This window comes from Streptomyces sp. CB02058 (assembly GCF_001905505.1).
Lineage (GTDB): Bacteria > Actinomycetota > Actinomycetes > Streptomycetales > Streptomycetaceae > Streptomyces.
Window position 1 is genome coordinate 91,534 of the sequence record NZ_LIPG01000007.1, and the last position, 14,016, is coordinate 105,549.

The following is a 14,016-nucleotide window of genomic DNA, read 5'->3' on the forward strand; positions in this document are numbered from 1 at the left end:
CTGGACCTTGTACAACGTGCCGGGCCCACCCGACGCCCCACCAATCCTGGTGTATCCCCCTCCCCGATTCAACACAGGGCTGAGGCACTCCATGCAGGCCAGGGCCAAGGCGCGGCATCGCTCAAGCGCCTCTGCCCCAGGAAGCCGTGCCGTAGCCGCACAGACCTCACGGACCAGGTAGAAGCACAGCTCCGCGTGACCGCTGGCTTGGCGGGACGGTGGCAGGGAGGCGGCGCAGCTTGTTCTCCCCCTCGAACTGAGCTTTTGCGTTCAGCCGCAAGGAAGTGGCCGGGCGATGGCCCGACGGGCCACAGTTGGCTTCACCCGGCTGCGACTGCGCCTGGGGCGATCCAAAGACACCGACGAAGTGTGCGCTCCGCGGCCTCTCGTCGTCCCCTCTGCCCGGGGGGAGAGAGGCAGCCTGGCTGATCTGCCGCCGGCTACGTCTCAGCAGTGATCGTTCCGGCATATCGCGCCAGGGCGCGCCGCTTCGGTTCCGCCACCGTGCCGACCATCAACTGCCGCCGCTTCACGCGGCATGACACGACAGGACGAGACTTCATGGACATCAACCGCACACTCCGCACCAGAGCGACGGCTCTCGCCGTAGGGGTGGCCCTGCTGTCCGGCGCCGCCGTGGTCGGCACCGCCGGGCCGGCTGCGGCCGCGAGCGGCTGCAACGCGACGTACACGAGCGCCAAGAGCTTCATCGAATGGCGCGGGGAGGCACGCATCCCCGCCTGGAGCGACGGCACCTACCTGAGTCTCAACTGCTCGATGCAGCAGGGATCCTCCGGAGCTGGTGTCAGGGCACTGCAACTGACCCTCAACAAGTGCTATCGCGAATCGTTGGATGTGGACGGGGACTTCGGGCCGCGGACACGTGACGCGCTCAAGCGAGCCCAGGCGAGGGAGGGCATCTCGGTGGACGGCGGCTACGGCCCGCAGACGCGCAACGCGCTCACGTGGTACTACAAGCCGGTCACCGCCATGGGCTCCGACGAATGCAGTCGGCTCTGACGACCTGACGCTCCGAGCGGAGCGGGAGTGAGCCGCTTCAGCACGGCCGTGGAACGGGAGCCGCATCGATCCCTCTCCCGCCGGCGGTTGACGCCGAGGCGGTGATCACGGGATCGGGGCGGGAGGGGACTGCGGACAGCCCCGGCCGGCCGGGTGTCAGTGCCCGCGCCTAGGGTTCGGGGCATGATCACGTTCACCGTCGAGGAGTCCTGGGACCGCATCGAGAGCTGGCTCGCGAGGCATGCTCCCGTCACCTTCGGACTGCTGCGACCGCCGGCCGTCCTGCCGGACATCGCGGCGGCCGAACTCCGGTTGGGGTTGGCCTTCCCGCCCGACCTGAGGGGGTCGCTGCTGCGGCACGACGGTGTGGAGCTCCAGGACGGAACGCTCCGGCTCGACTACTACGGACCGCTGTCCGGAGTCGGGGAGATCGTCCGGAGCACCGAGTTCCTGCGCGACGTCGGGAAGGACCTTGCCGAGGAGGAGGCCGAACTCAACGAGGAGGAGCGCGACGAGTACGCGTACTGGCCGCACGAACGGCTACTGGTCACACTGGGCATCGGCTGGCAGGCCTCCGACGGTCTCTTCCTGGTCACTCGCCCCGGCCCGCACCACGGTCGGGTCGGCCGGTACTTCGACGAGACGGGCTCGGCCTTCACCTCTTGGTCGGGACTGCGGCACCTCCTCTCCGACTTCGCCACGGCCCTGGAGAACGGACTGTCCTTCGACGGGCGGATACCCCTGGCCCACGAGGGCCGATTGATCTGGGACGACGGCAGGACGGTCGTCGCCGATCCGGTCTCCGCCCTGGATGTCGCTGCCGGGGCCCCGGAGCCGCAGGTCCCCGCGGCCGAGCCGGCCCCGCCCGTCCCGCAGACTGACGGGGCGTACGCCGTCATCGCCTTCGGGGGCAGCGGGCTCTTCGGACCCGAAACCGCACCGCCCGTGCAGCCGGACGTCGTGTTCGTGGCGGGCATCGACCCCGGGGAACTGCTGGACCGGCTGGGCTCCGTGCCCGCGACCGTCGGGCCGCGCAGCCGGGAACAGGCGCGGTTGTCCGCCGGCGCGCCCTGGGCCGCACACCGCCCGATGGTCCGGGCCGGGTCCTGCGGCGATGGGTGGTCGTACGCCACTCAGGAGGGCGGTGACGCCCAGTTCGGCCGTCCCGAGGTGCTGGGACGGCTGTCCCGCGGAACCCGGGTGGTGCGGCTGGCGAAGCAGGGATACGAGGTGCGCGTGACCGTCGTGGAGGACGGCACGGAGCGGCCGGAGGCAGGCCACCGCGTCGAATCGCCGCGCGAGGACTACGTGACCGGCCCCGACGGGCAGCCCGCACTCGGACGCGACGGACAGCAGTGGCAGCGGATCGGCGTCGATCCCTGGCCCGGCTCGACGGCCGCCTACGCGCGGCTGCTGGCAGGCCTGACGGCGGAGTACGGCATCAGCTGGAACCCGACGGACGACGCAGCGGCACCACTGGCCAGCGCGCTGCTGCTGCCGGTCCTCGACGAGGTGCCGGAGGCGCGGCACCCGGTCACCGTCGTACGCGACTTCGACCTCGGTGCCATCGTGGAGCGGACCCAGCCGGAGCGGTTGCGCTCCGCGATGGCGTCGCAGCTCGCCCGGCTGGCGTCGGAGACCGCCATCGACGGCTACCCGGAGATCGCCCCGGCGCTGGAGCAGGCCGGGCGGGGCGAGCCGGTGGACCTGACGGCCGACGGGGCCCTCGACCTGCGGATGCGGACCATCCGGGCGGAGGCCCGGGCCGTCCGTGGGCTGCTCGACGCGGCCCGCCACCAGCCGGACCCGGCGCCCGTCACCACAGCCGACCTCGCGGCGTGGCACGGACGGGACGCGGCGGCCGGGGCCCTGCGCCGGTTCCTGCTGCTCCCCCTGCCCGCGGCGGCGGAGACGATCCTGAGCCTGCGCCTGTCCGTGCACTGGCGCGACGAACTGGCGGCGGACCTGGCCGACTAGCCGGCCGCCCGAGATCATCGGCTTGGCGTCAACCGCTGTGCCGGAGTGCCCGGAGGCCGTGCTTCCGCCGGCGCGTTTGAAGTCGGGGTCGAACACGCGTTGTGGCATCTTGGTGGCATGACCATCGCGGTTCGGCCGGCCACGGTCTTCGAGGATGTCCGTACCCTGGTCGGTCCGAAATCCCCAGGGGCCAATGTCTGCTGGTGCCTGAGTTACCGGATTCCGTCCAAGCTCAACAACGAGCTCCACGGACCCGCTCGCGGGGAGTACGTCGCCGAGCTGTGCCGTGCTGAGCCCCCGCCGGGGGTGCTCGCCTACGACGGCGAAGAGCCCGTCGGCTGGGCCGCCGTCGCGCCGCGCTCGGACACCTCCTTCGCACGCAGCCGCAGGATCCCGCACGTCGACGACCTGCCGGTCTGGTCGCTGTGGTGCATCCGCGTACGTCCCGGTCATCGCAAGAAGGGAGTCTCGCACGCCCTGATCGCCGGAGCGGTCGAGTTCGCCCGCGACCACGGCGCACCGGCGATCGAGGCGTACCCGCTCGACAACGGTGGTGCCAAGGTCGACGCGACGATGGCCTACGCCGGAATCCGCAAGAACTTCGAGCGCGCCGGGTTCGTCCACGCAGCCGACACCACCTCGGTTCTGGCCGGGCACCCCCGCGTTCTCCTGCGGCTCGACCTGCGCCCATAGACCGGCCCCGGCGCCCCGACGGCGAGACGGCCAGTGGTGAGGCCGCCATCACTTCACCGGTGCCGCCGGCCGCCTGCAGTACGTCACCGCCGCTGACCGGGGCCGACGGACGGCGCAGGGCAGAGCTGGACACATGAACGCGGGACGGGTAGGTATGCGAGGCCTGCCGTTGCGCGCCTTCCCGTCGGCGAGGCAAGGAGACCGGCTGTGCGGATGACGTTCGAGAAAGATGCCTGGTACGGGCCCCAAGGGCATGAGCCCCGGCTGGACCTGACGAGCGTGTCCTCTCGCGACCTGCGGTGGTACTGCTTCCTCGGTGCCTGGCGGATCGAGCACGGGACGACGGACATCAGCCCGCCGTGGGGCTGGACCCCGCTCTTCGACGCCTTCTACACCGTTCTTTACGTCATGGAGTTCGCCCGGACGGGCACGGAACGCGTCCAGGTCGGCTTCACGGAGAACGATGAGCGCATTCGGCTCAAGCACCGTGGGGACGACCTCGTGCTCTCACCCACCTACACCCAGGCCGAGATCACATGTCCCACCGCCGAATTCACCGACGCCGGACGCGACTTCATCCAGCGGGAGCTGGGCGGTCTCGTCGCCAGACATCCAGCGCTCGCCCTGAACCCGGTCGTCCGGCAACTGACGGACGAAGCGGGCCTCACCCTCGCCGGGGGAACGGAACGGCCAGGCCCGTGAACAAGGAGGGCTGCTGCACCTGTGCGCCCCTCCCTGTGATCGGCATGGCGCCCAGCGCGGTTGCGCCGCGCTCTGCCGACCGGATCTCCGAGCCCGTATCGGACCGTGTCAGTGGCTGGTGACAGGATCGAGAGATGCTGATCAAGGAATACGACATCGGCCCGTTGGTGCCGGGCGAGTCACTGCTGGCCCAGCCCGGCTTCTGGTCGAACCATCTCCTGGCGATGTGCAGCGACGGGGGGTGTGTCGAGCGCCCGGTTCCGGAGTGGTTCGGTGAGGACGGCGCCGATGTCGATGCCCTGTCCGAGGTCCTCTTCGATCCTGAGCACTGGCCAGTGTTCAGGATGCCGGCAGGAGACGGCCCCGGAGTCGTGATGATCTACCGCAATCTGGATGGCGATTACGGCACCGACTACCTCATCACTCATCCAAGCGCACGTTTCCCCGAGCAGGTCGCCAGCCGGGACGGAGATTTCTCGGGCACTGGACTTACATGGTGCGAACTGATCCGGATCGCTGACTGCCCGTCCCTTGCGGACGAAGGCGTCCAGGACACGGCCCTCCGCTTCCTGGTGCTGCTTCCCCTCCTCACCGACCCGGATGTGCCGGACGCAGCATCGGCGCGGCTGATCGCCGCCCTGACTGCAATCGGCGCGCCGCAACACGGCGCCTCCCTCGCGGCAGAGCATCTGCTGGCGCACCTTTCGAGGAGATCCCGACATGACCCCGCGTGGAAATCACCGCTGAGCGGTAGCTGAGAGGTGGGCCGAACCGCTGATCACACCCGTGGGAAGATCTTGGATTGGCTGGCGTGATCACGGCGTCGGAATCTTCCTGGGTAGCCCCGTACTCCGGGCTGATTCCTTCAAGTCGGCCGCGGGCCGGATCATCGACAACCTCGGACCGATGCTCGCCCTCCAGTCCCGTGCGCGGTTCGCGTACAAGCCGGTGCTGATCATCGGCGGCACCCTGGTGCCCACCCGAGATCACACCGTCGGTGAGCAGTCAAAGGGGAGCCCGACCGTGTCACGTACGGAGTTCCATGAGTCGACCAGACCTTCATGCACGGTCAAGCATGGAAATGGGTAGTTCAGGATTCAGTCGGAAGGCTCTTGCGTCCGTCCCTCTCGGCCCCTGCTACCTGTGACGCGCAGGAGGAGACCTGTGGCACACCGCCGACCGCGGCTTCGAGTACGTACCGGTGGGCCCAGACCGCCAGTACCTCAACAGTCCTCACTCTCACGGCGTCGTGCAGCAGCGCCTGTTGCCTCGACCAGTTTCTTCCGTCGAGTGCTCGGCTGGTACCGGGCTGCCGACTGGGCAAAGCACACCGCCGTAGCGGCTGCCGTGATCGCTGCCCTGGGACTGTGGCTGACGGCTTGGAGTTCCTGGAAATCTGCTCAGGTGGCCGACGACCAACTGAACCAATCGGCCGCCGAGCAGCAGGAAGAGGCACGGAGTCAGGTCTCCAAGATCGTGGTGTGCATCGAGGGAGACAAGATCGTGGTCGTCAACCGGTCACTTGACCCGGCAACGGCGTGGCTGGGACTGAACAAGGATGACTACGCAGGAATTCGCATGGGCACGCTTCCTCCCTGTACGCGACTCGAGTTACCCAGAGATGTCTCCAGAATTGATGAGGAATTCGTTCAGGCACCCGACGGAAAACTGTCGGCCGCGTACATCTCGGACATCACGATCACCGACGCTGCGGGGCGGACTTGGCGCAGGTATCCGGACGGCGCCCTGGTGCGCGTCACATTGCAGAATGCTGACCCGATCGAGAGGCTCGCACCGGGGCCCCTGACCGGCCCCGCTGTGACCATGACGACCGTGGAAAAGTGCGGGACCTCGAACTGACACAGGGGTGATGCCGTGAAGCCGCCGCCGGCGAGCAGGGAATCCGGCAGCACTCGGGGAGCCGTCGCGGTTGTTGCGGCACCTTCAGTTCAAGGCACGGATCGTGGACCTGCGCGTTGTGGTGGTGCCGCTGACAGGGGAAGTCAACGAAGCCGGCTTGCACCTCCGTGCGTCGCGCATGGCAGCGGATCGCGGATCACAGTCGTGCCACCGGTGGCAGTGGTCCCTGCTCAGCGCACAGTTCGAACGCCTGGTGTCCACCGACGCGACCCAGTCGAGCTGGGTAAGGCATCGGCCCACCCGGATGGGCCACACCCAGCTCGGACCGATTCACTCCTCGGTGGGCAGCCAGTTCCCGTGCAGCCCCAGCGGGACCCGCACCGGAATCCGCACCCGTGCGACCGGGCCGGAGCCAGGATCCTCGGACGGGATCACCAGCAGCCAGCTGCTCGCGTCGGTGCGGTCGGTAGCGTACGTCATCCAGTAGCCGCTCTCGCCGCCCGGGGAGCCGGGTGACGGGGCGAACACAGGCTCGCCGACCGACAGGTCCCCCGCATCCCACATCACGCTGACGCCGTCGGCGTCCCTCCCGTCGTACCAGCGCAGGGCGTTGTACTCACCCGGCAGCAGGTCCACCTCCCCGGCCTGCGAGGCCACCGCCAACTGCTGATGCCGCTGGCCGATCAACCGGTCGTCGGTGCGCGGCAGTTCCATGCGTGCGTCGTCCAGCAAGGTGCGGCGCATGGTGCCGGCGGCCGGGTCCACGACCGCGCGGACCAGCCCTCCGGGGTTGGTTCCGGACGACTTGTCCGCCGAGCCCATGGAGAGGTGTGACCACTGCACGTACTCGAGCACGACATCGCCGTCGTCGGGCTCGGTGTCGTACGCGTTGACCGTGTGCCACAGCCAGAAGGCATCGTCGGATGCCCAGCGCACCCGGCCTCCGTCGCGAGGGATCAGTGCCACGCGCGTGCCCCGTTCCGGACGCCAGTCGATCAGGGACCCACCACTCATCGCCGCGTCGAGATCGAAGAAGACGGGCGCGAGCACCAACACCAGGAAACGCGAGGTCAGAGCCATGTCGTGGATCATCATCGGAGCGTCGAGTCCCTCGACAGCGGTGGGCCCGCGCACCACGTCGCCTGCGGGCCCGATGAGGGACCAGGTGAGGAAGGGCTGCTCCAGGGCGTAGCAGAAGACCGCCATCTCACCAGTGAGCGGATCGATCTTCGGGTGGGCGGTGATCCCCGCGGGCAGTGCGCCGCCGAACGTCTCCTTGCCCGCAGTCTCCAGCTCAGGAGTCATCAGGAACGGGCACCCCGACTCGGCGAGCGCGAGCAGGCGCCCCGCGTGACGCACCACGTTGATGTCCGGCAGATCCCGGAAGGTGCCGGCCAGCGCCGGTTCCACGTCCGGGACCTGCGGGGTGATCATCGATTCCAGTCCGCCCCACAGGGCGCGCCCGGCCCGCTCCTCCGCGACCACCGCGGGGGTACGCACGAAGCGGTTGCGGTAGCGGGCCTGCCCGCCGGACATCCACACCCCGTGCAGCATGCCGTCGCCGTCGATCGGATAGAGGTACGAACCGATCGGACTGAAACGGGGGTTGGGCCCATTGCGCAGGAACAGCCCGTCCAGCTCCGCCGGCAGCTCCCCCCTCACCTCGAGCCCGGTCTCGTCCACTTCCGCCGTGACCGGAGCGAACTGGCCGGAGAGGTGGGGTACGCGCGTGGGATCGAATGTCTGCGGAGCGTGCGTGGCCATCACGGCCTCCCTCGACGGGCGATGCGAGTCGTGTGTGTGCCGCCTGATTCTCCCCATTCAATAGCTCCGTCGGACCCGCTGCAAAGTGTGGCAGGGAGGGTTCCAGGTGCGGGGCCAGAGGATGCGGGTGGGGCTGATCGGCATCACCATGGAGGAGCGGCATCGTGCGCGTCGGGCGCCCGACGCCGGCCTCCGGAAGCTGCCAGGTGAACCCGGCGATCCGGTACGACATCCCGGCCAGTTCTCAGCAGGCACGGACTCCGCACGGACCGACACGGCGGTGAGACAGGATTCGTCGCCGCTGAGCCGGAGCGTCGAGGGCAGGCTCTCACCCAGGGCGTCCGGAACCTGTGCGGTCGGGCAGCCGATGGGCCTTCCGGGACACTGGCACCCCTTTCACGGACGGCTTCCATCCTCACCCTGGAAAGATCCGCCCGTCGGCGTGCACCCTGAAGTACGCGCACGAGGACCCGGATGTCGCGGTGAGCTGCTGCCGGAGGACTCGGCCATGGCCCCGCTTGACTTGCGGGGCGCGTCCGGCGGCGCGGGAGGGGCAGGGCAGGCTGGCCGGTGCATTGGTGAGGGCCACGGCGACGGTGTTGCGCCGATCCGCGACCACACCGCACCTGACGGCCCTCCACGACCCACCACAAGATCAACTACCAGCCGGGTTCCAGACCCGGGAGACGCCCCGGACCAGCCCCTGCCCACCGTACGGATGCAGGATCGGGGCGGAGGTCCGGGGCGCCACGGGTCAGGAGCTGTAGTCGCGCAGGAACAGCGAAGGGCTGGAGTCCGTCCGGGAGGCGTTGACTCCGTCTCCGTGGGAGTAGTCCAGACCCTCGTTCGTGGCCCAGTCCAGGATCGGACCACCACTCCTCAGATGCTGGAATGTGCTCGCGTCACCTGCGGCGGAGCCGAACTGGTACAGCCTGGAGGTGTCGCCGTAGGGGTGGTAGGGCTCGTACGGGCCTCCGGGGACGCGTTGTTTGGCCAGGGTGTTGTGGAAGAAGACGTTCTGCGGGCCGGTGGAACCCGACCAGCCGATGCCCTTGCTGCCGGCGGCCCAGTAGATCGGCCACCAGGTGCCGTCGTCGCCGGCGCCGCCCTCGCCGCCGCAGTTGGTGTCGCACTCGCCCGAGGAGTGGTTGTACGGCACGCGCACAGTGTTGTTCTCGAACAGGTTCCGGCGTTCCCAGCCGCCGTGCAGATTGAGGTCGGAGTCGAAGTCGTTGCCGATCGCGACGTTGCCCGAAGCCGACCACTGGAAGGTGAAATGCCGCAGATTGCGGCTGGTGTTGGAGGCGTACAGGGAGTCCCAGACCCGTGATCCCCGCAGGTAGCCGTTGCCGCCCTTGCCCTTGTTCCAGGAGCCGTCGAAGACGTTCCGCTCGATCTGGATGTTCCGGGCCACTTCGGTGACGACGGGGTGCGAGCCGACCATGTCGGCGCGCACCCCCCGCACCCAGGAGTCGCGGGCCCACTTGAAGACGATGCCGTGCATGGCGTACTCGGGGGCCATGTTGCCGTAGTTGTGCACCGCCTGGGCGGGGTCGAGCTGGTACGTGCCGCCGAGAAGCTTCGGAAGGCCGTTCAGGTCCTCGGTGAAGGAGAAGTCCTCGAAGCCCACATCGGTGATCATCTTCAGCGCGGTGACCTTGCTGACGTACGCCTTGCCGCTCACCCCCAGTGGCGGCGAGCCGTCGGAGGTCGAGTCCACCGGGAGGTCGAACTCCAGCGGCTTGTCGAGGGTGACGGTGCGCTTCGCGGTGTCCACGGCGGTGATGGTGAACACCTGCTGGCGCATGTGCAGGTTCTCCAGACGGCCGTCGTCCGCGGTGACGCCCGCGATCTCCTGGGACTGGTAGAACTTCAGGCTGTTGGCGGCGCCCACCCAGAGGTCACCGCCCGGTTTGAAGCCGTCCATCGCCGCCTTGGCGTTCAGCTGGACGACCCGGTCACCCTGGCGCGCGGAGTAGTTGGCGTCGCCGGAGGACCCGCCCACGGCGACCCCAGACTCCCAGTGCTGGTTGATCGACCCCTCGAAGAGGTCACGCCGGTTCTCCGGGATCTTGGACGGGAAGCCGCAGATACTGGCGTACTTCTCGGCGGCCTCCCTGGTCTGGACCCGGAAGAGGCCGCGGCCAGGCCAGATCCAGCCGCCGGTGCCGACATTGTTGCCGGTGGTGAACTCGCACTTGTGCACCGTGCCGGTCTGGTCCCAGCGCTCGCCCTTGGCGGTGAGGACGTCGTACCGCGTGTTCTCGTCGGGACGGAAGACGATCCGTGACCCGTTCGCCGGGTCCGAGCCCTGGCCTCGTACGAGCAGGTAGGAAGCGTCCACGGAGAGCTGCTTGCTGACGTTGAGCACGCCCTTGGGCAGCTCGATCACCGACAGACGGCCGGGACTCGCATGCGCGGAGCAGTCGTCGCGGATCCGGTCGATGGCCTTCTGGAGGCCCGCCGTGTCGTCCTGCCCGTCGTCGGCCTTCACCTGGAACTGCGACTCCAGTGCGGAGGGGCCGAAGTGGCAGGCCGCGTCGGGGTTGCGGGCGGCGGCGGACGGCAGCAGTTCACCTCCGCGGTACCCGGCCCGGCTCCAGTCGGGCAGCCCGGCCACGGGCCCGCGGCGATTGCCACGCCCGAGATCCTGGCCCGGCTCGCCCACCGAACCCTCCACGGCGCCGGGCGGAGCGGACGGCCGGCCGACACAGGAGGAGGCCACCGGCTGGTCGCCGAGCTGAGCGGCGATCTTCGTCAGGCAGGCGGCGAGCGCCTGCTGTCCGTAGCGGTTCGGGTGGATCGCCTCCTGCTGGTTGCCCTGGGAGTGCCACGGCAGGTCCTTCAACCCGTCGAACAGGTACGGGACCCAGCGCACCCACTCGGCATGCTCGGCACCCAGCGGGGCCGACAGGCGGTGACTCGAGTCGGCCTGCCGCGTTGTCGTGCTGCACAGTTCATGCCCGGCGAACGCACTCTGCAGGTCGAGGAAGGAGACTGCCGCCTCGTTGGCCGCACCGCGCAGCATGGCGCTGATCCGGGGCACCACGGAGGTGTGCGCCCAGTCGCTGTCGGCGTCCAGGAAGGGGCAGCCGCCGTTGATGTAGCGGCCGTAGTTGGCGGGCGGCACGGGAGCGTTCTCCGCGTCGCGGTAGTTGCGGCCCAGGGGCAGCGGGTTGGCGTAGGACTGGAGCACGATCTGGTACGTGCCGTCGTCCTGCCCCGCCTCGCGGAGGACCGTTCGGATCGCCTCGACGGCCTGTACGACCTTGGCCCGTACCGGGTCGAGGCTCTCGGCGAACTCCTTCTCCTTGGCGCCCCGGCAGCCCTTGTTGAACAACGACGGGTAGAAGTAGGCCTTGACGCAGTCCTGGAGGATGTCGGAGAACTTCAGGTCGTTGCCGCCGACGGACAGCACCACCATGCGCACTTCGTTGTTCTGCGCGATGTCGCGGAGGTCGTCGACCTGGGGCCGCTGCCCCTTGAACCCGGTCGTGGTGACGTTGTCGGTGGTGGCGCCCGAGCAGGAGATGTTGAAGCGCCGCTCCAGCGGTACACCCTCCAGTTCGAGGCCCCGGATCTCGGCGGAGTCGGACCTGTCGCAGGCGTCGGTGCCGCGGTCGTACCCGGTGTCGCCGTAGATCCGGGACACGTCGTGGTCACACGCGCTCTCGTCGGCATTGCAGTTCACCGCTGCCCGGTCGGTGCCCCAGGCCGAGCCTGCCGCCGAGGCGGCCGCGTTTCCCGCCCAGCGTCCGCCCTCGCCGGAGATGTAGCTGTCGCCCATGGAGACCACGGCTGGAGACGGGCCGCAGGTGTCGTCGCCCGCCGCGCGGAGGGCACGGGCCGCCAGGTTGTAGACGGTGACGCTGCCCCAGCTGTCGCCGCACGTGGGCCCGCCGGCGGGGGCGAACCTCACCGGCCAGTGGTCGGAGGTGCCGTTGCGGCCGTTGAGGGACACGGAGAGGTTCTCCAACCGGTCACTGGCGATCATGTAGTCCAGTGCGAAGCCGGAGAGCTGGGTGGTGGCGGGAGTGCCGTCGGGGCGGCCGTTCTGGGTGGCGTAGTAGGTGTTCGGAAACCGGCCGCGGGTGGGTGCTGCGGAACTGTTGAAGTCGCCCAGGGCCCGCCAGCGCTGCCCGGCCATGGTCTGGGAGATGGTGTTGACCAGGGCGACGGCGTGCGGATTGGGGGTCTCGCCGGACCGGATCGAGGCGGCGTGGATGTTGAAGTACCAGGTGGCGCCCAGCTGTACGCCGAAAGCGGGGCGGGTCCTGATCCACTTGTTGCCGGGATCCGCGGCAGGCAGCACGCGGATGCGCGGGGCGAGGGTACCGAGGTCGTCGGGGGCGTCCTTCAGCCAGATCGCCATGGACTTCTGGGTGTTGCCCTCGGTACCGGTGTCGGGGTCGTCTTCGGTTCCGTCGGTCTGGCCCCAGGCCGTCTTGTCCAGGATCTTCAGGTAGATCAGGACGCCGGGGGCGGAACGCGTTCCGGGCTTGCCCCAGCGAGCCGCACTGACGCGGTACTTGAGGCTGGGCAGTCCGGTCGGGGTCTGCGTGGTGTCGGTGCTGTTGTCGAGCAGCACCTGCTCACCCGTGAAGTCGCTCGGTGGCTTCACGGTCTCCTGGAGAGCGATCACGTCGGCGGCCTTGAGCAGGGACGACCTGACGACGTCCCAGCGCGTGCCGCCCTGGGTGTTGAACGTGATGGACGCCTCGGTGACGTCTTCGGCTGCCTGCGCCGAGGTGGGTGCGACCAGCGTGACAAGGGAGGCGAGCAACGCGGTGCAGAGCAGCTGCACGAGCGTGCGCCGGGGTCTGGGACCGGGTCTGCGCCGGGTGGCGCGGTCCGGTGTGTGAAGGGATTGCAGGGACACGGGGGTCTCTTCTCTGGGTCCGCTGGGTGCGGCGTCTCCGAAGCCGCAGGATGCGGCTTTCTGCCCATGGGATGCGGTGGGCAACAGCGAGAGACTACAAAGGTGATCTTGGGGCGTGAGCCCAACACCCCAAGACTGGCGCATTACTGACGGTGCGTCGGGCGCATACGGAACACACGGTTAGGATCTCTCGTGAAGATCGCGGAGCGTCGTTCCGCGTGGTCGTGAGCGGGCCGCGCCGGCGGCTCGGAAGGCGGTGTTCCATGGGGATGGGTTCAGTGGGAATGAAGTCGTTGAAGGCGGCTCTCGCGACAGGCGTCGCTGTCGGTGCCGCGCTCCTGTCAGCTGCGGCCCCGGCCTCCGCGGCCAACCCGCCGTACGCCGACTGCCCGGGCTGGGCGCTCTGTCTCTACCAGCACGGCGGGGGTACGGGCTCCAAGGCGGTCATCACTCCGGCCTCCGGCAACGTCAACCTCTACAGCGTCCACTTCCTGAACGGGGACCTGGCCAACAACCAGGTTTCCTCCTGGCTGAACAACTCCACCTGCCAGGTGAAGTTCGTCGACGACCCGGCCCACTACTCGGACCTGGACTTCACACCGACCCACCAGTACGGCGCCAGGGGCGACTGGGCCGGCCAGTACGCCAACGACAAACTGACCACCGTCCAGTTCTACTGCCCCTGAGCGGACAGCTCGTGAGCAGAGGTGGTCCGTGGCGTGTCCGGCGGCTTGGTCGAGGGTCGGCCGGACCACCGGCGTGACGAGCACCGCGATCTCGGTCATCCCGAAACCGAGCGGGTCCCGGCGCCGGCCGTGACCGGACAGCCGCTGGACGGCGGTGGCGTCGTCGAGCTCGAACTCGATGCGGACCTGGCGGCGCGGTTGGGACGTTCCCATGGTTGACGCACAGATCCCTGGCAGAAAGCCTCGGCGGCTCATCGCCGTCCCCCTGCCGGTCCGTCAGAACGGACGATGTCGTCCGGCAGCAGCGCCAGGGCGAGGTGGTACTTCTTCCTGCTGGACTTCAGCATCTCGGCCGGGGGCGCGGGACCGGTCTCCTGTCTGATGCTCACGGGGATCGGAACGTCGCCGTGACCGCGTGGGCCATGGGCATCGAGG

Annotated in this window: 11 protein-coding genes and 1 pseudogene; 9 read left to right on the plus strand and 3 right to left on the minus strand. The window is 68.9% G+C overall.

Annotated elements, in window-relative coordinates; all coding sequences use genetic code 11:
* Positions 1-561 precede the first annotated feature (561 nt).
* The 7 genes and pseudogenes from AMK10_RS31245 to AMK10_RS31275 all read left to right on the plus strand — a co-directional run bounded on the left by AMK10_RS31245 (position 562) and on the right by AMK10_RS31275 (position 6,252).
* Positions 562-1,020, plus strand: coding sequence for a peptidoglycan-binding domain-containing protein (locus AMK10_RS31245; protein ID WP_079180940.1), 459 nt, complete (start codon positions 562-564; stop codon positions 1,018-1,020).
* A 183-nt stretch (positions 1,021-1,203) separates the two neighbouring features.
* Positions 1,204-2,997 (plus strand): SMI1/KNR4 family protein, encoded by a 1,794-nt coding sequence (locus AMK10_RS31250; protein ID WP_073752169.1) that lies wholly within the window; start codon positions 1,204-1,206, stop codon positions 2,995-2,997.
* Between the two features lie 117 nt (positions 2,998-3,114).
* A complete protein-coding gene (locus AMK10_RS31255; protein WP_073752171.1) occupies positions 3,115-3,690 on the plus strand; it encodes a GNAT family N-acetyltransferase in 576 nt (191 codons plus the stop codon).
* 213 nt (positions 3,691-3,903) lie between these two features.
* Entirely contained in the window at positions 3,904-4,392 is a 489-nt protein-coding gene (locus AMK10_RS36790) for a hypothetical protein (RefSeq protein ID WP_143194996.1), read from the plus strand.
* A gap of 134 nt (positions 4,393-4,526) precedes the next feature.
* Positions 4,527-5,150, plus strand: a complete 624-nt coding sequence (locus tag AMK10_RS31265) for a hypothetical protein (protein WP_073752174.1) — start codon at positions 4,527-4,529, stop codon at positions 5,148-5,150.
* A 109-nt stretch (positions 5,151-5,259) separates the two neighbouring features.
* Positions 5,260-5,403: pseudogene (locus AMK10_RS37840) on the plus strand (IS5/IS1182 family transposase); the annotation flags it as partial.
* 279 nt (positions 5,404-5,682) lie between these two features.
* Entirely contained in the window at positions 5,683-6,252 is a 570-nt protein-coding gene (locus AMK10_RS31275) for a hypothetical protein (RefSeq protein WP_143194997.1), read from the plus strand.
* Positions 6,253-6,582: 330 nt separating this feature from the next.
* Here the strand turns inward: AMK10_RS31275 and AMK10_RS31280 are convergent, their stop codons facing one another.
* Both AMK10_RS31280 and AMK10_RS31285 read right to left on the minus strand, forming a co-directional pair.
* Positions 6,583-8,016, minus strand: a complete 1,434-nt coding sequence (locus tag AMK10_RS31280; protein WP_073752178.1) for a carotenoid oxygenase family protein — start codon at positions 8,014-8,016, stop codon at positions 6,583-6,585.
* Between the two features lie 754 nt (positions 8,017-8,770).
* The gene (locus tag AMK10_RS31285) at positions 8,771-12,895 is read right to left on the minus strand and encodes a GDSL-type esterase/lipase family protein (RefSeq protein ID WP_143194998.1); all 4,125 of its coding nucleotides are present in this window, start codon (positions 12,893-12,895) and stop codon (positions 8,771-8,773) included.
* 284 nt (positions 12,896-13,179) lie between these two features.
* Between AMK10_RS31285 and AMK10_RS31290 the strand changes: the two genes are divergently transcribed.
* Together AMK10_RS31290 and AMK10_RS31295 are read left to right on the plus strand one after the other, a co-directional pair.
* A complete protein-coding gene (locus AMK10_RS31290; RefSeq protein WP_073752182.1) occupies positions 13,180-13,581 on the plus strand; it encodes a peptidase inhibitor family I36 protein in 402 nt (133 codons plus the stop codon).
* A gap of 33 nt (positions 13,582-13,614) precedes the next feature.
* Positions 13,615-13,800, plus strand: a complete 186-nt coding sequence (locus tag AMK10_RS31295) for a hypothetical protein (protein WP_073752184.1) — start codon at positions 13,615-13,617, stop codon at positions 13,798-13,800.
* A gap of 32 nt (positions 13,801-13,832) precedes the next feature.
* Here the strand turns inward: AMK10_RS31295 and AMK10_RS37530 are convergent, their stop codons facing one another.
* On the minus strand, positions 13,833-13,970 hold the full coding sequence (locus tag AMK10_RS37530) for a hypothetical protein (RefSeq protein ID WP_158070913.1): 138 nt from the start codon (positions 13,968-13,970) through the stop codon (positions 13,833-13,835).
* Positions 13,971-14,016: the final 46 nt, after the last annotated feature.

Excerpts from the sequence above, each read along its gene's own strand:
- AMK10_RS31245 (WP_079180940.1), top strand. The coding sequence starts at position 562 with ATGGACATCAACCGCACACTCCGCACCAGAGCGACGGCTCTCGCCGTA.
- AMK10_RS31250 (WP_073752169.1), top strand. The coding sequence starts at position 1,204 with ATGATCACGTTCACCGTCGAGGAGTCCTGGGACCGCATCGAGAGCTGG.
- AMK10_RS31255 (WP_073752171.1), top strand. The coding sequence starts at position 3,115 with ATGACCATCGCGGTTCGGCCGGCCACGGTCTTCGAGGATGTCCGTACC.
- AMK10_RS36790 (WP_143194996.1), top strand. The coding sequence starts at position 3,904 with ATGACGTTCGAGAAAGATGCCTGGTACGGGCCCCAAGGGCATGAGCCC.
- AMK10_RS31265 (WP_073752174.1), top strand. The coding sequence starts at position 4,527 with ATGCTGATCAAGGAATACGACATCGGCCCGTTGGTGCCGGGCGAGTCA.
- AMK10_RS31280 (WP_073752178.1), bottom strand. The coding sequence starts at position 8,016 with ATGGCCACGCACGCTCCGCAGACATTCGATCCCACGCGCGTACCCCAC.
- AMK10_RS31290 (WP_073752182.1), top strand. The coding sequence starts at position 13,180 with ATGAAGTCGTTGAAGGCGGCTCTCGCGACAGGCGTCGCTGTCGGTGCC.